A 19,005-nucleotide genomic window follows, 5' to 3' on the forward strand; every position below is an offset into this window, starting at 1 on the left:
TTGCCCCGCGGGCCGGCATACGCGCTATTCCACTCCCGACTCGGTGCCGCTTTCATCCGAGGGTTCGGACTCTTCCACAAGGATCGGATGTTGCGGCCAGCCCCTGTAGTCATAGGCTTCGCCATAGTCATACAACAAGGGCTCACCCGCCGAAATCGGGCGTTCAGCCAACAGATAAACCAACTTGCTTCCCAGCAACATGACCGTCAAATTGTTCCGCGTAGGATCGTCACCTTTATTCACTAAGCTAGACACATTGCCAACGCCATCACCAAACGCGCTGATTAGGCTATTTCCGCTCTTTGTACCGAACGTATAGCTGGTGAAGTTCATGCCTAACTTCGCCCACTCTGCCTTAATGGCATCACCGGTCAGCAACTTACCGGCGTAGGGGGCCAATACAGTAAAGCGCGGAATATCGCGAGCTGCTTTTACGCCTCGTCCAATTCCTGGAACCTCTTCAACTCCCATCCAACTTTCCATATAGCGTGCCCGCTCTTCACCAGAAATGGTCGCCAACCAACGGGCTTTTTCCCCCAGGTCATCTTTTATGCGCTTTTTACTTACACGAACATTGCCTTCGCCGGCCAGCTTAGCTTGTTCCTCTATTACGCTTTTTGTGTAGCCGCCAAATGTTAACTTCATGCGATCAAGCAATTCCTGCAGGCTGCTGCTCTGCTTGCTTTTTTGTGAAGGCTGCAAGGCAGCCAGCAAAATATCGTCGCCCTTTTCGCTCTGCAATATGGGCACAGCATTGTCGATTTGGTGGCGCAGGACGGGTACTTCCTCTTTGACCGGCGCATCCGTGACCAGCGGCGTGGAAGTATCCTCCAGGGTTGGACCCGGCGAAGTTGCTGGTTCGGGCTTTACCCACTGTTTGAAAAAGTCTTCCGACGCGTCCATCCCGATTATTTCGGGGCTTTGTACAGGAGAAGCAGCAATTGACGGCGCAGCACTATCAATAATCAGGTTGCTGTTACTGTCATCACTAGCAGGGTCAAGGCTAATTACCGGAGGCGCGTGGACGTCAACAAATCCATCAGCAGTTGAATCGTTAATAGGTATTGGCTTTTCAGCTCGCACCGGGTTCGCATCCAAGAGCGGCCCTGGAGAACGTGTTGGCGAAGGAAGAGGCGCCGTCTCAGCCGCAAGCGACCCAACACCTTGGTGTGCTGCAGCTTGCGCATTGTCACTACTACTATTTGCCTGCGCGTTGACGTGAGCAGCGCCATCCCTCGCACCCTCAAGCGTTCGAAGGTAACCGTCAGATAACGGTAATAGGTCCGGCCGCCGTGCTGCTAGCTGCGTCATCACTTTATCGTGAGCCGCGAGGGAGCCTTGCTTCCACTCACCTGAAGAGGTGATCCATCTGCTCAAAGAAGGTCGGGGCAGGCATTTTTCGCGACAGTAACTGACCAGGGACTGCGCTGCATTCTCTTCAAACGATAAGCTGCGATATCGCATCGCCTCGAAATACATTCCGGTTCCATCCAACGCGTTTTTGACGGGTCTATAAAAGTTAGCGAAGTGAGTTTTCAAACTAAGATCGCCCTGCATGGCGCGTTGCAGCACCGCTTCATAATTAAAAACGTCAGGCGACTGCTCCAGCGCTTTATCAAAAACCGCACGCAGTTTTGTTCTGATTGGCCAGTTGCCGTCATGGGATGAATCAACCTGGGGAATATGTGTGGCAACGGCAAAACCCGGCAGTAACTCGGGCCGCCTATCAACGATTTGTTGCGCTATTTTTTGATGCGCTTCGAGCGTACCAATTTTCCATTTTTTCGCCGCGCTAATCCACCTAGTCACGGACGACGTTGGCTGACCCTTCAACTTCGCATATTCAGTAATATTCTTTAACAGAGGATCATCATCCGCCAAGTAAAAAAATTGCTGCGCCGCTAAATAGGCGCCTTTGCCCGCTAGTGCAGTCGTCAAGGTCCCTTGATAGATCATTGCCAATGCCGGTCCATTAGCCAGATTACTTGCAGCCAACTCTTTAGCCAAACTGCCAGTGTCAAATACATCTGGCGCTTGCAACACCCACTTATCGAAAGCCTTACGGTTTTCCTTGACCTTCGCCTCACGTAATTGAAGGGAAGTTGGGCCGAGCGCCTGGTTTTCTGAGTTACCGACTTCCACAATGCGCGTTGACGTTTCCATGCCTGATACAAACGAGGATTTTTCAGGCAGGCTCTTTCGTTGTTTCATATGGTCGTTTATCAGTGCAGTGTTATTACCTTGCGTGCCAGCCACTGATTTAAAATTTGAATCCGGCGAACTCTTCAACAGATCCATAAACGTGCTTAAGTGCAATATCGGGCCAACCGCCTGGCCATAGTTTCTAATTTCTTCGCTCCATGTTTTTTGTTTAAAGTGCGGATCGACCGGTAATGTTCTATATGATTGCTCCGCCATGGGCAGTGCATCTGTCGTTCCTCTCGGCCCGACAGTTCTCTCTGACGATACAGTTGCGAAGGTCGTGGTTGCCTGTACCGCCTGGCCATAGTTTCTAATTTCTTCGCTCCATGTTTTTTGTTTGAAGTGCTTATCGACCGGTAATGTTTTATATGATTGCTCCGCCACGGGCAGTGCATCTGTTGTTCCTCTCGGCCCGACAATTCTCTCTGACGATACAGTCGCGAAGGTCGTGGTTGCCTGTGCGGTATCGCCCTGATGCACAGACTCCGCAGATGGCCGAGGTGCAATCTTGCGAAGTTTTGAAAGCGAGGCTGCGATTGCTGTTTCGTTTCGCGATCTCGATCACCGGCACCCCATTGACAGCGCTCGTCATGCTGGTTCCGGCAACATTTCGATCCAGCACAATCTCGGCGGCGACCCAGCCGGGAGCGCCGGCGAGGAGCAAGGACAGCATCAAGGTTGGACGTCGGAGTTTGGCTGGTTGCCGCCCAGCTTTGCGCTGGGCGGTGGCGATTTCGGCGACAGGAATTAAAAAGCCCAGCGTCTTGCTGAAGATAAGGCGAAAGCAGTGCTTGTTCATGGCCGATCCCTTTTTTTAGTAGGTACCGGCCCATCCTAAGAACCACTCCACCACGCTCCAGCAGGACCACTCGGAAGAAGCGCAGCCCGAACGCCCTTAAGTGGCAACCACATCATCAATTGCGTGTAGGAAGCCGCTGCGCCCGAGCGGTATTACCGTAACCGTTCAAGCATCTGGTAGTACCACATGCCGACCGCCAGCATTTGATTGCCCACCCAATCGCCAAACGGCAGGCGGATATGACTGACGCCGGCAAAGGTGTCGAATTTTTCCAGGGAACCGGTCACCGCGTTGGCCATGATTTCGCCGACGATGTGCGTCGTCGCCACGCCGTGCCCCGAGTAACCCTGCGCATACCAGACGTTTTTCGACAGCTTGCCGAGCTGCGGAATGCGGTTGATGACGATGCCCATCATGCCGCTCCACTGGAAGTCGATTTTCACCCCTTTCAAACGCGGGAAAGTGTGCTCGATGGCCGGGCGCAATTCACCGGCGATGTCGCGCGAGTCTCGGCCCGAGTAGTTGGCGCCGCCGCCGAAGAGCAGGCGTTTGTCGGCGGTCATTCGGTAGTAGTCGAGCACGAAGCGGCAGTCGTAAACCGCCAGGTCTTGCGGGTTGAGCTTGGCGGCCACCTCTTCGCCCAGCGGTTCGGTGACGACGATGCCGCCGGAGGCCGGGAAGATCATGCCGGCCAGCTTGCGTTTTTCCAGCTTGTGGTAGGCGTTGCCAGCGAGGATTACCGAGTTGGCGACGACGCGGCCGTGCTCGGTGACCACCACGGGCACCTCGCCGTGAATGATGTCGACCACAGGGGAGTTTTCGAACACCACGGCGCCAAGACTTTCAGCCGCTCGCACCTCTCCCAGGCACAGGTTCAGCGAGTGCACGTGCATGTTGCGGCGGTTGTGCAACGCGCCGTGGTAGATGTTGGTTTCCAGCAGGCTGGGCATCTCGGCGGCGCTGACCATCCGCACATCATCGCCCATGCCCCGGCGCACGGCTTCGTCGTAGTTAGCGCGCAAGCCGTCCATGTGGCTGGGTTTGTAGGCGGCGTGCAAGTGGCCGTGTTTGAGGTCGCACTGGATGTTGTACTTCTCGACGCGCTTTTTGATGATTTCGTGGCCGCGCCAGCGCAGGTTCCAGATGAAGTCATCGACGTCATCGCCGAGCTTGGCGCGCATCTGTTTGCGCATCGCTTCATCGCCCGACAGGCTGCCGGTCACTTGCCCGCCGTTGCGCCCGGTGGCGCCCCAGCCGATTTTTTTCGCTTCGATAATCGCCACTTTCAGGCCGCGCTCGGCCAGCTCCAGCGCTGTGGAAACGCCGGTGAAACCGCCGCCGATAATGGCCACGTCCACGCGCACTTCGCCTTCCAGGCGCGGGTAATTGGTTTCTTCGTTGAGCGTGGCGGTGTAGTAGGAATTGCTGCGTTGCGAAGTCATAACGTCATCCAGATCGCTCGGCCGTTGCGCGTTCCTGTAGGGCCAGCTCGCTGACGAAGCAGTGGATTGAAGTGCTTCGCCAGAGAGCTGGCTGCTACGGGTTCGGCGTCGGCTCGATGGTAAAAATAAGTCAGGCCTGTTGCAGGTACCAGCGCCTGTCTTGCTCGCCCACTTCGCCCATGAATTGGCGGTATTCGGCGTTCTTTACGGCCAGGTAAACGCGCAAGAAGTCTTCGCCCAGCGCGTCTCGCGCCCAAGCGGATTTCTCCAGGGCGCGCAGGGTGGTCAGCCAGTCGGTGGGCAGCACGTCGGTGGCTTGGGCGTAGCCGTTGCCTTCAACGGGCGCGCCAGGGTCGAGCTGTTCGCGAATGCCTCGATGGATGCCGGCCAGAATCGCCGCCGCTGCCAGATACGGGTTGGCGTCGGCGCCGCAAATACGGTGTTCGATGTGTCGGCTATTGGCTGGACCGCCTGGCACACGCAGGCTGACGGTGCGGTTATCCACGCCCCAGGTCGGCGCCAGCGGCGCGTAGCTGTTGGCCTGGAAACGGCGATAGGAGTTGGCGTTCGGGCAGAAAAACAGCAGCGAGTCGAGCAACGTCGACAGCATGCCGGCCACCGCCTGTTTCAGCAGCGGCGTGCCATCCGGGGCTTCGCTGGCGAACAGGTTGTTGCCGTGCTTATCAGCAATGCTGACGTGCATATGCATGCCAGTGCCGGCGATATGGTCGAAGGGTTTGGCCATAAAGCAGGCGGTCATGCCGTGTTTGTGCGCCACGCCTTTGACCAGCCGTTTGTAGCGCACCGCTTCGTCCATGGCTTGCAGGGCGTCGGTGCGGTGTTCCAGGGTGATTTCCACCTGGCCTGGGGCGTATTCGGATATCGCCGTTCGCGCCGGAATGCCTTGCGCTTTGCAGGCGGCGTACAGGTCGGCGAGGAACGGTTCGATCTGCTCCAGCTCACGCAAGCCGTACACCTGCGTGCTGTAAGGCCGACCACCATCGGCATCCAGCGCGGGCTGCGGACGGCCCTGGGCGTCGCGTTTCTGGTCGAGCAGGTAGAACTCCAACTCGGCCGCCATGACCGGGTAATAGCCGTCGGCTTGCAGCTCGTTGATCACTTTCTCCAGCAAGCGGCGCGGGTCGGCCACTGCTGCCGGCATGCCCTGCTCGCTGTGCATGCTCACCTGCACGGCGGCGGTCGGCATCAGGCGCCATGGCAAGCGCGTCAGGCTGCCGGCCACCGGGTAGGCGCGGCAATCGATATCGCCCACGTCCCAGACCAGCCCGGAGTTTTCCACGTCATCGCCATTAATACTCAGGCCCAGAATGGTGCTGGGCAGCGGCCGGCCGGTTTCGTACACGGCCATCAACTCGTCGCGGTGCAACAACTTGCCGCGCGGCACGCCGTTGTTGTCGATGATGAACAGCTCGAACATCTCGATATCGGGGTTCTGTTGCAGAAACGTTTGGGCTTCTTGCGGATCGGCAAAACTCATGGGGCATTCTCTTGATTAGCACCCAGCGCCACGGCGTTGGGCAATCAGCCAGGCGCGGGCAAACCGCCACTTCTGTTGGCGTTCGGCTGGGCGCTGGCGATACAGGAAACGTGCGCGGGGCACGTAGCGGGCTAAGGCCCGATCAGAGAGAAGCGGCGTCTGGCGGACGGGCATGGCGGCAGTGCCACAAGGCCCAGAATGCCAGTTCGATGGGAAGCGAAGTGCTCAAAAGAAAGGCTCTGTAAACAGATGCTTGGAGAGTCACATAAGGGGGATGGGGGGTTAAATTCAAATCTGAGTATGTTTAGTTTTGGGTGGGGTAAACATTGGGGCCGTTGTCGAGTCTCCTACCAAGGCCTCCGTCACTCCCGCGTAGGCGGTGGTCCGACAATTCGGGATCTCGAGTGAGCCAAGGAAATGCGACTAATCCTAAATTCTGGATTCCGAATTGTCGGACCACCACCTTCGCGGGAATGACGGGTGTTTTGTTGGGGGGGTTCGTACTGCTGCGATTCGTCAGGCCAACTGAGCCAGCCCTCAAAACCTCCGTCATCCTCGCGAACGCGGGGATCCAGTATCTGTCAGGGAAATGCAATTCTTCCGAAGTTCTGCATTCCGAACTGCACCGGCCCTTACGACAAATCCCCCCGCACCGCCCGCTCTTCCACCAAATCCGCCTCAAACAGATTCTCCAGTTCCGCCCGCGCCTCGCGCGCTGTCTGGTTCACTTTCGCCGCGTCGTTGTAAACCAAGTGCTGTTGGCGCAGCACCTCTTCGTCGTGGCGTTGGAAGCGGCGGATGCGGGCTTCGGCTTGTTCGTTGGTCAGCCCCAGTTGCAGCAAAATCAAGCGGCCCATTTCCAGGCTGGAGTGAAAGGTTTCGCGCACGGCGGTGGCTTCCAGGTCGACCAAATGGTGCACATGCTGGCGGTTGCGGGCGCGGGCGATGACTTTCAGGTGTGGGTACAACTTGCGCACCAGGCGCGCGGTTTCGATGTTGGTTTCCGGGTCGTCGGTGGCGACGATAAACAGCTCAGCCTTGTCGACATGGGCGGCATGCAGAATTTCCGGGCGCAGCGGGTCGCCATAGAAGATCGACATACTGCCGAGGCTGCGCTGGTATTCGACGCTTTCCACCGAGGTGTCCAGCGCCACGAATCTAACGCGCTGGGCGCGCAGTACGCGGGCGATGATCTGGCCCATGCGGCCCATGCCGGCGATGACCACGCGCGGGGCGTCGGCGTCGAACTGGCTGTATTCCTCCGGCGCTTCGCGTTCGGGTACCGGCTGCGGTTTGCACAGCGCGGCGATGGCCAGCAGCAACAGCGGCGTTATAGCCATCGACAGCGTGATCGACAGCACCACTAGCCCCAGCAAGCGGTCGCTGAACAGGCCGTTCTGGTGCGCCATGTTGAACACCACAAAGGCGAACTCGCCGCCCGCCGCCAACACCACGGCCAACGACAGCGCGGCGCGCCGGTCCAGCTCGCCCAGCCAGCGGCCAAGGGCGAACAGCAGCGGCAACTTGGCGCAAATCAGAATCGCGGTGAAGCCCAGCACCACCCAGGGTTCGCGCATCATCAGGGCGAAGTCGGCGGTCATGCCCACGCTCATAAAGAACAGGCCGAGCAGCAAGCCTTTGAACGGTTCGATCTGCGCTTCCAGTTCGTGGCGGTATTCGGAGTCAGCCAGCAGCAGGCCGGCGAGAAAGGCGCCGAGCGCCATGGAAATACCCGCCAGCTCCATCAGCCAGGCGGTGCCCAGAACCACCAGCAGCGCCGTGGCGGTGGACACTTCGCGCAGGCCGGTTTTTGCCACTACGCGGAACACTGGGCGCAGCAGGTAGCGGCCGCCGACCACGACGATGGCGATGCTGATGATGATTTTCGCGAGCTGGCTGATTTCATCGCCAGACGACGTGCCATGGGCATTGCCAAGCATTGGAATCAGGGCAATCAGTGGAATGGCGGCGATGTCTTGAAACAGCAGAATGGCGAATGCCAGGCGACCGTGGGGTTTGTTCAGTTCCTTGCGCTCGGCAAGGATTTGCAGCCCGAACGCGGTGGAGGACAAGGCCAGGCCCAAGCCGAGAATTACCGCGCTGTTCCAGGCTTGATCGAAAAATGCATAGGCGATGCCGCCGATTAACAAAGCGCTGCACACCACTTGCGCCATGCCGACACCAAACACCGATTTGCGCATCACCCACAGCCGACGTGGCGACAGTTCGAGGCCGATGATAAACAGCAGCAACACCACCCCGAGTTCGGAAATTTGCGCAACGCTTTGCGGCTGGCCAATCAGCCCCAATACCGACGGGCCGATCAGCACACCGGCAAGCAGGTAGCCCAACACCGAGCCCAATTGCAGGCGCTTGGCCAATGGCACCACCAACACTGCGGCCAGGAGGAACACCACCCCTGACTGCAGAAAACTATCGCCGTGCTCCACGCCTTTGCTCCCATTTGCTGATCGGCCATTGGCCGGGGCAGGGATTATCGGCAAAAAACACCGCAGGTGCACGGCGACTAATGGCCGCTTGCGTCAGGACGAGGTGTTGAGGCGATAGCCAACGCCCGCTTCGGTGCTGATAAAGCGCGGGTTGGCCGGGTCGTCGGCGAGTTTTTGGCGCAAATGGCCAACGACCACGCGCAGGTAGTGAGTGTCTTCAGTGTGGGTCGGACCCCAGATGTCTTTGAGCAGTTGCTGCTGGGTGACCACGCGACCGATGTGCTGCGCCAGTTGCGCCAGCACCGCATATTCCTTGCGCGTCAGGTTGATGTCCTGGCCGTCCAGGGTGACGCGACGGTAGGCGAAGTCGACGGTCAACGGGCCGACGCTGACCGAGGCTTGCGGGGCGTCGCCGGCTTGAGCGTGGCGCAACAAGGCGCGCACACGGGCAAGAAATTCCTGAATGCCGAACGGTTTGGTCACGTAGTCGTTGGCGCCACTATCCAGCGCCTTGACCTTTTCGCCCTCGCCGGCGCGCACCGACAGCACCAGCACCGGCACCTGCGACCACTCGCGCACCTCGCTGAGCACCTGCTGGCCGTCCATGTCCGGCAGGCCGAGGTCGAGCACCAACAAATCCGGCTTGGCCAATGCCGCCTGTGCCAGGCCTTCGGTGCCGGTGGCGGCTTCGATCACTTTGTAGCCCTGCGCGGCGAGGCTGATGCGCAGGAATTTGCGAATCTGCGGCTCGTCGTCGATAAGCAGAATGGTGCTGGGGTTGCTGGTCATAGGAGGTCGTTATCGGCAGACGGTTGCGGGTGCAGCGGCAAGTGTAGGGTCAAGCTGGCGCCGCGCCCATCCAGACCGTCGCCGACCGTCACGCGGCCGCCATGGGCGCCGAGCATGCCTTGGCAAATGGCCAGGCCCAAACCGGTGCCCTGCCCGCCCCGGTCGCCTCGGGCGGCGGTGTAGAACATGTCGAAAATCTTCGCCCGCTCGGCCTCGGGAATACCCGGCCCCTGATCGCTGACGCTGATGCGCAGCTCGCTGGCATCGCTGCTCACCGCCACGCGCAAGCGACCGTGGGCCGGCGAAAAGCGTGCGGCGTTTTCCAGCACGTTGATCAGCGCCTGTTCAATCAGCGCCGCGTGCACCCACAGCAGTGGCAGTTCGGCCGGCACTTCCGTTTCCACTTGCAACGGCGCCAGCAGCGGGCGCAGGCGTTGCAGGGCGCTGGCGACGATATCCACCGGCGCTACCCAGTCACGCGCCAGCTTAAGGCTGCCGTGGCCGAGGCGCGTCATGTCCAGCAGGTTTTGAATGTAGCGGTCCAGGCGTTCGGCTTCATCGCGGGTGCTTTCCAGCAGCTCGATGCGATCGCTGTGGGGCAACTGGCCGTCCAGGGTCAGCAAACTGTCGATGGCCCCGCGCATGGCCGTGAGCGGCGTGCGCAGGTCGTGAGACACCGAGGCCAGCAAGGCGCTGCGCAGCTGTTCGGTTTCGCCGTGCAGGCGCGCGGCCTCCAGGTCTTGCGCCAGTTGCGCGCGGGCCAAGGCCTGGCCCAGCGGCTGGCCAAGCGCGCTGAGCAAACGCCGACGCTCCATGGCCAGCGGCTGCTGGTCTTTGGGGCTGACGCCGAGCAACAGCAGCGGCCCGTCTTCGCCCGACAACGGCCACCACCACCATCGCCCGCTCGGCAAGGTGTCGGTGCCCAGGCCGGCGGCCTGATCATGCTGCCAGGCCCATTCGGCGGCCATGCGCTCGGCATCGCTGAGCAGGCGCGACACACCGCCCTCCACTTTCCACATGCCCTCGTCGCTGCGCCCGAGCAGGCACACATCCACATCGGTCCAACTCGCCAACTGCTGACTCGCCGCCAGCACTACGGCCTGGCGGTCGGTGGCGGCGGTGAGCTTGCGCGACAGGTCGAGCAGCGCCGCCGTTTCACTCTGGGTTTCACGCAGCGCCCGCAATTGCCGACGCTGACGCGCGGCGAGGTTGCCGGTGAGTGCCGCCATGAGCAGGAAGAACAGCAGCGTCAGCACATCTTCGTGGCGGTGAATGGCCAACGAGAAATGCGGCGGAATAAACAGGAAGTCGTAAGCCAGGAATGACAGCACCGCGCTCAGCAAGGCCGGGCCGGAACTGGTGCGCACGGCCACCAGCAGCACGGCGGCCAGCAGCACCAAAGAAATATTCGGCAGCGGCAACACCTGCGCCACCGCCCAGGCCACCAACGTAGCCACGGCGGTGGCAACCACGGCCAATACGTAATCGCCACGTTGCAACGGATGACGCGCCCGCTGCGTACGCGTGCGTGGCACGGCGTCGCTATCGAGCACGCTGATTTCCAGGCCGTCGCCATGGCGCAACAAGCGCTGCGCGACGCCGGCACCGAGCCAGCGCTGACGGCTGCGGCCCACCAGAATCAGACTGGCGCGGCGCTCGGCGGCATGTTGAATCAAGGTTTTGGCCACCTCGCCGGCACGCAGACTCACCACTTCGCCGCCCAGGCGCTCGGCCAATTGCTGCGCGGCTTGCAACCGCGCACGGGCCTGTTCGTCACGGGCGGCGCCGGTGTCGACATGCACCAGGCTCCAGGGCAAATGCCGACGCTCGGCCACCCGGCAGGCATGGCGCACCAGGCGCTCGGCCTGGGCGTCGGCATCAATGCCCACCAGCAACCGACCACGCACGGTTGGCGCTTCCTGGCCCAGTTGGCGATAGCCCTGATTAAGGTCGGCATCCACCCGCGCGGCGGCGGTTTGCATCGCCAACTCACGCAGTGCGGTGAGGTTGGTCTGGCTGAAAAACGCATCAATGGCGGCACGCGCCTGTTCAGGCACATACACCTTGCCATCGCGCAGACGCTCCAACAGCTCGCGCGGCGGCAGGTCGATCAACAGCAATTCGTAGGCTTCTTGCAGCACCCAGTCGGGCACGGTTTCGCGTACGTGCACGCCGGTAATGGACTGCACCTGATCGTTCAGGCTCTCGATGTGCTGCACGTTGACGGTGGTGTACACGTCGATGCCGGCGGCGAGCAGGTCTTGCACATCCTGCCAGCGCTTGGCGTGGCGGCTGCCGGGGGCATTGGTGTGGGCGAGTTCGTCGACCAGCACCAGTTTTGGCGGTTTCGCCAGCAGGCCGTCGAGGTCCAGTTCGGTGAGCTGCATGCCGCGGTAATCGAGGCGTTTTAACGGCTGTTGCGGCAGGCCCACCAGCAGGGCTTCGGTTTCTGCGCGGGAATGGGTTTCCACCACGCCGGCACGCAGGTCCACGCCCTGACGCAACTGGGCCTGGGCGGCCTGGAGCATGGCGTAGGTTTTGCCGACGCCGGGGGCGGCACCGAGAAATACCTTCAGGCGGCCTCGGCCGTTGGCGCTGTTGACCGCTGCCAGGAGGGCGTCGGCGCGTTCGCTGTTGCTCATGGGGCTCCGTTGGGTGGGATGTTGCGGTTATTTGAAGAACAATCTTTTTTCACTCTTTTGCGCGTGCGGGGATGACGGTGTATGTATGAAAGACCTCCGTCATTCCCCGCGCAGACGGCGGTCCGACGATTCGGAATCCAGAGTGTTGCGACTTACACCGATCCTTCCAAAACTCTGGATCCCCGCCTGCGCGGGGATCCAGAATGTTGCGACTGACACCGATCTATCCAAAATTCCGGATCCCGAATCGTCGGACCGCCGCCTTCGCGAGGATGACGGTGAAAGTAGAGAAACCTTCGTCATTCCCGCGAAGGCGGGAATCCAGAATGTTGCGACTGACACCGTTCCATCCGAAAGCCTGGATCCCGAATTGTCGGACCACCGCCTGCGCGGGGATGACGGTGAAAGGAAGAAAAACCTCCCTCACCCCCGCGCACCCTACGTCTATTCCCCCTCCCCAGCCAGCGCCCTATTCAACGCCAACACATTCACCACCGCCGGCCCAATCAGCGGCCGGCTAACGTTCTGTTCAATCAACCGCTCCAGCGCCTTGCCATCGATATTCCTCGCCGCCGCAATCCGCGCGATCTGGTACTGCGCCGCCGCCACCGGCAGGTCCGGGTCCAGGCCGCTGGCGGAGGTGGTGACCAGCGCCATGGGCACCGCGCCCTGCCCGGCCACGGCGAGTTTTTCGCTGTCGCCGGCTATCCGTTCACGCAACGCCGGGTTGCTCGGGGCCAGGTTGCTGGCGCCGCTGGAAACGGTGGCAAAGCTACCGGCCGAAGGGCGCGATTGGAACCACTGGGCGCCGTCAAATGGCTGGGCGATCAGGCTGGAGCCGCGCAGGCGGCCTTGGCTGTCGTGAATCAGGCTGCCGTTGGCCTGGTCGGCGAAGGCCAGTTGGGCCACGCCGGTGACTGCCAGCGGATAAGCCACGCCGGTGAGTACGGTCATCAAGGCAATCAGACTTACCGCAGGACGCACATAGCTGTTCATTTCGTTTCTCCAAAAACCTGGCTTCACGCCAGGCCAATACTGGTCAGTAACAGGTCGATCAACTTGATGCCCACAAATGGCGCCACCAGCCCGCCAACCCCGTAAATCAGCAGGTTGCGGCGCAGCAGGCTGGCAGCGTCCACGGCTTCCACCCGCACTCCGCGCAGAGCCAGCGGCACCAGGGCGATGATGATCAAGGCGTTGAAGACGATGGCCGACAAAATCGCGCTCTGCGGGCTCTGCAGGTGCATCACGTTAAGCACGCCCAGTTGCGGGTAAATGCTGGTGAACAGTGCCGGCAAAATGGCGAAGTACTTGGCCACGTCGTTGGCGATGGAAAAGGTGGTCAGCGCGCCACGGGTCACCAGCAGTTCCTTGCCCACCTGCACCACGTCGAGCAGCTTGGTCGGGTCGGAGTCGAGGTCCACCAGGTTGGCGGCTTCGCGGGCGGCTTGGGTGCCGTCGTTCATGGCCATACCGACGTCGGCCTGGGCCAGCGCCGGGGCGTCGTTGGCGCCGTCGCCGCACATGGCGACCATCTTGCCGTCGGCCTGCTCGGCACGAATGCGCGCCAGCTTTTTCTCGGGGGTGGCTTCGGCAATCACGTCGTCCACGCCCGCTTCGGCGGCGATGGCGGCGGCGGTCAGTGGGTTGTCGCCGGTCACCATCACGGTGCGAATGCCCAGCTGACGCAGCTCGGCAAAGCGCTCGCGAATGCCGGGTTTCACCACGTCCTTCAAATGGATGGCGCCGAGCAATTTGCCGTCGGCACACACCAGCAAGGGCGTGCCGCCGCTCTGGGCGATTTTGTCGATTTCTCGGGAAAGCACCGCTGGCATCTCGCTGCGTGGCATGCCGATAAAGGCCAGCAACGCATCGACTGCGCCTTTGCGGTAGATATGCCCTTCGAAGTCGACCCCCGACAAGCGTGTTTCGGCGCTGAACGGCACGGCATGCACCGCCTCGCGCACCGGCTCGTTCATCGGGTGCAGACCGCGCAGGTATTCGACAATGGATTTGCCTTCCGGCGTGTCGTCGGCCAGCGAGGCCAACAGTGCGCCTTCAGCCAGGGCTTTTCCGGTAATGCCGGGCGCGGCGTACAGCGCGCTACAACGGCGGTTGCCGAAAGTAATGGTGCCGGTTTTATCCAGCAGCAGCACATGCACGTCGCCCGCTGCTTCCACGGCACGACCCGATTTAGCGATCACGTTCAAACGCACCAGACGATCCATACCGGCAATGCCGATGGCCGACAACAGTCCGCCGATGGTGGTGGGAATCAGCGTCACCAGCAGCGCCACCAGAAACACCAGCGGCAAGGCGCCACCGGAGTAAATGGCGAACGGCTGCAAGGTGACGACCACCAGCAGGAAGATCAGCGTGAGGCCGATCAGCAAGATATCCAGCGCCACTTCGTTAGGGGTTTTCTGCCGTTTGGCGCCTTCCACCAGGGCGATCATGCGGTCCAGCGTGGACTCGCCAGGGTTGACGCTGATGCGCACCAGCAGCCAGTCGGAGACCACGCGGGTGTTGCCGGTGACGGCCGAGCGGTCGCCGCCGGATTCACGGATCACCGGCGCCGATTCGCCGGTAATCGCCGCCTCGTTCACGGCCGCAATGCCTTCGATGACCTCGCCATCGCCGGGAATCAGCTCGCCGGCTTCCACCCGCACTACTTCGCCTTTGCGCAGCGAGGCAGCGGGCACGGTTTCGAAGCTGCCGTTTTGCAAGCGGCGGCGTGCGGAAAGACCTTGGGTGCCGGCACGCAAACTGTCGGCGCGGGCCTTGCCGCGACCCTCGGCGAGGGCTTCAGCGAAGTTGGCGAAGAGCACCGTGAACCACAGCCATACGGCGATTTGCACGGCAATAAAAGTCGGCACCGGCTGGCCCGGCAAGGCGCACAACACGGTGGTGAAAATGGCGGTCAGTTCCACGACCAGCATCACCGGCGAGCGCACCAGTTGGCGCGGGTCGAGTTTGACGAAGGCTTGCACCATCGCCGCCTGCCACTGCTTGCGCGGCGTGGCCGGCGCGCTCGGTACTTGCAAGGGTTGAGTCTTGGCGTTCATGGCGATTCCTAATTAATGACCGAGCAGGCTGAGGTGTTCGGCCACCGGCCCCAGGGCCAATACCGGCAGGAAGGTCAAACCACCCACCAGCAAAATGGTGATGATCAACAGGCTGACAAACAGCGGGCCGTGGGTCGGGAAGCTGTTCTGCCCCACCGGCACCCGGCGCTTGGCCGCCAGGCTGCCGGCAATCGCCAACACCGGCAGGATGTAGCCGAAGCGGCCAAGCAACATGGCCAGGCTGAGCATCAGGTTGTGGAATTGCGTGTTCGCGCTGAAGCCGCCAAAGGCCGAGCCGTTGTTGGCGGTGCCCGAGGTGTAGTTGTAAAGAATCTGGCTCAGGCCATGGGCGCCGGGGTTGCTCACCGAGGCGTTGGCAAACGGCAGCACGGCAGTCAGCGCGCCCAGCACCAGCACGCCCAGCGGCATGACCAGCAAGGTCAGCACCAGCAGGCGCACTTCACGGGCTTCGAGTTTCTTGCCGAGGTATTCCGGCGTGCGGCCGACCATCAGGCCGCAGAGGAACACGGCGATCAGCACGAACAGCAACATGCCGTACAGGCCGGCACCGACGCCGCCGAAAATCACCTCGCCGACCATCATGTTGAACATCGGCACCATGCCGCCCAAGGCGCTGAAGCTGTCGTGCATGGAATTCACCGAGCCGCTGGACGCCGCCGTGGTCGCCACTGCCCAGAGCGCCGACGCACCGATGCCGAAGCGGCTTTCCTTGCCTTCCAGCGAGCCGCTGTGCTCGATGTTCAGGCCGGCCAGTGCCGGGTTCGGTTGCAGCTCGCTGTACAGCGTCACGCCCACGCCGAGCACCAGCAGAATCAGCATGCAGGCGAGAATCGCGCGGCTCTGGCGCAGGTCTTTGACGTAGTGGCCGAAGGTGAATACCAGCGCGGCTGGAATCAGCAGAATGGAGGCCATCTCGAACAAGTTGCTCCACACCGTCGGATTCTCGAACGGGTGCGCCGAGTTCACGCCAAAGAAGCCGCCGCCGTTGGTGCCCAGTTGCTTGATCGCAATCTGGCTGGCAGCCGGGCCGAACGGCAGGCTTTGTTCGCCGCCTTGCAGGGTGGTGGCGTCCAGGTAATGGCTGAAGGTTTGCGGCACACCCTGCCAGACCAGAAACACGGCCAGCGCAATGCACAGCGGCAGCAAGACGTAGAGCGTGCCGCGGGTAAGGTCGACCCAGAAGTTGCCCAGCGTCTGACTGGAACCACGAGAGATGCCACGGCATAGCGCCACCAGCACAGCCAGACCGGTGGCAGCGCTGACAAAGTTCTGCACGCCAAGGCCGACCATCTGACTGAAATAACTCAAGCTGGCTTCGCCGCTGTAGGCCTGCCAGTTGGTGTTGGTGACAAAGCTCACCGCCGTGTTGAACGCCAGCGTCCACTCCAGACCCGGCATATGCTGCGGGTTCAGGGGCAGCACGCCTTGCAGCAGCAAGATGGCGAACAACAGCAGCAAGCCGGCCAGATTGAAGGCCAGCAGCGACAAGGCGTAAGCCTTCCAGTCCTGCTCCTGCCGGGCATCAACGCCCGCAACGCGATAGCTGAAGCGCTCCACCGGCTGCAACGCCGGGGCAAGCCAGGTCCGTTCGCCCTCCATCACCCGATAGAAAAAGCGCCCCAGCCAGGGCGCCGGCAACAGCACCAGGGTGAAAAACGCCACCAGTAGTAAAACGACATGACTGTCCATTGCCGGCTCCTCAACTACGCCCGGCGCGCAACAGCGCAACCAGCAGGTAAATGAACAGTCCGCTGGCCAACAGCAGGGACAACCCGTCCAGAAGATGCATGGATATTTCTCCGTCATACGGCGACTGCCGCTTAGGGAGGATTGTCCGCAGGGGGGCGTAAAGGGACGAGATGCGAAGGCGGGCTTGGGCGTAAAGAACCCGTAAAAAACGCAACGGCTCTGCTCCCCTCTCCCGCCCGCGGGAGAGGGGCTGGGGGTGAGCGCAAGGCAAACGCAACCGCCCCCCTCACCCCAACCCTCTCCCCGAGGGGCGAGGGAGCTTGATCGGAGACGTTTTCGGATTGTGTATTGCCCGGCTACGCTTTGTATCAGCCCGGATACAGTACCGACATGTTGTCGATACGCCTCACCCTCAGCATGGCGCCCGCTTGCCACCCGTCCCACGAATTACGGAGCTCACGCCCGATGGAAGCCTTGAATGAACGGGACGTCCGCTCACGTACCACGCGCGCGCTGATCGTCGATGACAACGTCGAGCTGCGCGAGCTGCTCAGCGGTTACCTGACCCGTTTCAACATCAGCAGCGAGGCCGTCGGCGATGGTTCCGGCATGCGCAAAGCGCTGGCCGCGAGCCGCTTTGACGTGGTGATTCTCGACCTGATGCTGCCCGGCGAAGACGGCCTGGAACTGTGCCGCGAACTGCGCAGTGCTTCCGACATTCCCATCCTCATGCTCACTGCCCGCTGCGAACCCACCGACCGCATCATCGGCCTGGAACTGGGCGCCGACGATTACATGGCCAAGCCCTTCGAACCGCGCGAGCTGGTGGCGCGCATCCAGAGCATCCTGCGCCGTGTGCGCGACGACCGTGAGCCGCCGCGCACCGATGAGCGCAACAGCATCCGTTTCGACAACTGGCAACTCAACGGCGTGTTGCGCCAACTGCACGCGCCCGACGGGCTGGTGGTGCCGCTGTCCAACGCCGAATTCCGCCTGCTCTGGGTATTTCTCGAACGGCCGCGCCGGGTGCTCAACCGCGAGCAACTGCTGGACGCCGCGCGCGGTCGCTCGATTGAAGCGTTCGACCGCAGCATCGACCTGCTCGTCTCGCGCCTGCGGCAGAAGCTGGGCGACGACCCGAAATGCCCGCGGCTGATCAAAACCGTGCGCGGTGAGGGTTACCTGTTCGACGCCCGCGAGATTGGCTGATGCGCTCGGCCAACACCCTGTTTGCGCGCCTGTTTGGCATGTTGCTGCTGTCTATCGTGCTCGCCCATTTGCTCGCATTCGCCTGGTTCAGCTACTACGGCGGCCCGCAACCACCCGGCCCGCCGCCCGAACACCGCGCCGGCCAGGGCCCACCGCAGCGCCCCGGTTTAGGGCCGTTGAATGGGCCGTTGGTGCCCTTGATTACGCAAATGCTGACGCTGGTAGTCGCCGCCTGGTTTGGCGCGCGGCTGCTGAGCCGGCCGATTCAGCGCTTGTCTGAAGCGGCCGAACGCCTGAGCGAAAACCTCGACGCCCCGCCGCTGCCCGAAGAAGGCCCACTGGAAGCACGCAACGCCGCGCGCACGTTCAACACCATGCAAGAGCGTATCCGCGAGCAGGTTAAACAGCGCGGGCGCATGTTGGCAGCGGTCTCCCACGACCTGCGCACCCCGCTCTCGCGCCTGAAACTGCGCCTGGAACAAGTACCCAACGCCCACCTGCGCGAACGCATGGGGCAAGACCTTTCAGAAATGATCGACATGCTCGACGCCACCTTGCGCTACCTGCACGAACAGCGCGCGACCGAGGCGTTGCAGTGGTTCGACGTGCAGGCGCTGGTGGAGTCGCTGGCCGAAAACGCCCAGGACCAAGGCGACGACGTCACCCTTGACGGGCATTGCGCGCCGTTGCGGGTGCAGCCGTTGGCGTTGCGCTCGGCGATCAGCAATTTGCTCAACAACGCACTGCGCTATGCGGGGCACGCGCGGGTGGTGTTGGTCGACTCGCCTACGGCGGTAGAAGTGCATGTGTGTGACCACGGGCCGGGTATTGCGCCGGAGCAGCGGGAATGTGTGTTTGAGCCGTTTTTTCGGGTGGAGGGGTCGCGCAATCGGGATTCGGGTGGCGTGGGGTTGGGGTTGACGATTGCGCGCGAGGCGGCGCAGCGGCAAGGGGGGGATATTGAGTTGCAAGAGACGCCGGGCGGCGGGTTGACCTGTGTGTTGAGGTTGCCGCGGGGAATCTCGTAGTTCAAGCCCTACGTGCATCTCAACCAACCCACCGTCATCCTCGCGCAGGCGGTGGTCCGACAATTCGGGATCCAGAATTTGGAGCCTTACACGCATCTCAACCAACCCCCCGTCATTCCCGCGCACGCGGGAATCCAGAATCTTGAGCCGTATGCATATGGCACGGGCGGG

General features: G+C 61.7%; 13 protein-coding genes. 2 read left to right on the plus strand and 11 right to left on the minus strand.

Features of this window, described 5'->3' with window-relative positions:
• Positions 1-24: 24 nt before the first annotated feature.
• The 11 genes from ACZZZU_RS06265 to kdpF all read right to left on the minus strand — a co-directional run bounded on the left by ACZZZU_RS06265 (position 25) and on the right by kdpF (position 16,697).
• Positions 25-2,586 (minus strand): SET domain-containing protein, encoded by a 2,562-nt coding sequence (locus ACZZZU_RS06265; RefSeq protein ID WP_463550079.1) that lies wholly within the window; start codon positions 2,584-2,586, stop codon positions 25-27.
• Positions 2,567-3,001 carry an ESPR domain-containing protein gene (locus tag ACZZZU_RS06270; protein ID WP_463550080.1) on the minus strand — a complete coding sequence of 145 codons (435 nt, stop codon included), beginning with the start codon at positions 2,999-3,001 and terminating at the stop codon, positions 2,567-2,569. Before ACZZZU_RS06270 ends, ACZZZU_RS06265 begins: the two co-directional genes overlap by 20 nt.
• 152 nt (positions 3,002-3,153) lie before the next feature.
• Positions 3,154-4,443: an NAD(P)/FAD-dependent oxidoreductase gene (locus ACZZZU_RS06275; RefSeq protein ID WP_463550081.1), complete on the minus strand. Its 1,290-nt coding sequence runs from the start codon at positions 4,441-4,443 to the stop codon at positions 3,154-3,156.
• Between the two features lie 130 nt (positions 4,444-4,573).
• On the minus strand, positions 4,574-5,941 hold the full coding sequence (locus ACZZZU_RS06280; RefSeq protein WP_463550082.1) for a glutamine synthetase family protein: 1,368 nt from the start codon (positions 5,939-5,941) through the stop codon (positions 4,574-4,576).
• 632 nt (positions 5,942-6,573) lie between these two features.
• Positions 6,574-8,391 (minus strand): monovalent cation:proton antiporter-2 (CPA2) family protein, encoded by a 1,818-nt coding sequence (locus ACZZZU_RS06285; protein WP_463550083.1) that lies wholly within the window; start codon positions 8,389-8,391, stop codon positions 6,574-6,576.
• Positions 8,392-8,484: 93 nt separating this feature from the next.
• Positions 8,485-9,180 carry a response regulator gene (locus ACZZZU_RS06290; protein ID WP_463382310.1) on the minus strand — a complete coding sequence of 232 codons (696 nt, stop codon included), beginning with the start codon at positions 9,178-9,180 and terminating at the stop codon, positions 8,485-8,487.
• Positions 9,177-11,822 carry a DUF4118 domain-containing protein gene (locus ACZZZU_RS06295; RefSeq protein ID WP_463550084.1) on the minus strand — a complete coding sequence of 882 codons (2,646 nt, stop codon included), beginning with the start codon at positions 11,820-11,822 and terminating at the stop codon, positions 9,177-9,179. Before ACZZZU_RS06295 ends, ACZZZU_RS06290 begins: the two co-directional genes overlap by 4 nt.
• Positions 11,823-12,266: 444 nt before the next feature.
• Positions 12,267-12,818, minus strand: coding sequence for a potassium-transporting ATPase subunit KdpC (kdpC, locus tag ACZZZU_RS06300; RefSeq protein ID WP_463550085.1), 552 nt, complete (start codon positions 12,816-12,818; stop codon positions 12,267-12,269).
• A 23-nt stretch (positions 12,819-12,841) separates the two neighbouring features.
• Positions 12,842-14,887 carry a potassium-transporting ATPase subunit KdpB gene (gene kdpB / locus ACZZZU_RS06305; protein ID WP_463550086.1) on the minus strand — a complete coding sequence of 682 codons (2,046 nt, stop codon included), beginning with the start codon at positions 14,885-14,887 and terminating at the stop codon, positions 12,842-12,844.
• A gap of 12 nt (positions 14,888-14,899) precedes the next feature.
• Positions 14,900-16,597: a potassium-transporting ATPase subunit KdpA gene (gene kdpA / locus ACZZZU_RS06310; protein WP_463550087.1), complete on the minus strand. Its 1,698-nt coding sequence runs from the start codon at positions 16,595-16,597 to the stop codon at positions 14,900-14,902.
• Between the two features lie 10 nt (positions 16,598-16,607).
• Positions 16,608-16,697: a K(+)-transporting ATPase subunit F gene (gene kdpF / locus ACZZZU_RS06315; RefSeq protein ID WP_108097287.1), complete on the minus strand. Its 90-nt coding sequence runs from the start codon at positions 16,695-16,697 to the stop codon at positions 16,608-16,610.
• Between the two features lie 365 nt (positions 16,698-17,062).
• Here kdpF and ACZZZU_RS06320 point away from each other — a divergent pair, with 365 nt between their 5' ends.
• Both ACZZZU_RS06320 and ACZZZU_RS06325 read left to right on the plus strand, forming a co-directional pair.
• Positions 17,063-17,806 carry a response regulator gene (locus ACZZZU_RS06320; protein ID WP_463550088.1) on the plus strand — a complete coding sequence of 248 codons (744 nt, stop codon included), beginning with the start codon at positions 17,063-17,065 and terminating at the stop codon, positions 17,804-17,806.
• Positions 17,806-18,834, plus strand: a complete 1,029-nt coding sequence (locus tag ACZZZU_RS06325) for a sensor histidine kinase (RefSeq protein ID WP_463550089.1) — start codon at positions 17,806-17,808, stop codon at positions 18,832-18,834. The genes ACZZZU_RS06320 and ACZZZU_RS06325 overlap by 1 nt, the downstream gene beginning before the upstream one ends.
• Positions 18,835-19,005 lie beyond the last annotated feature (171 nt).

It is taken from the genome of Pseudomonas sp. AC136, from assembly GCF_979258585.1.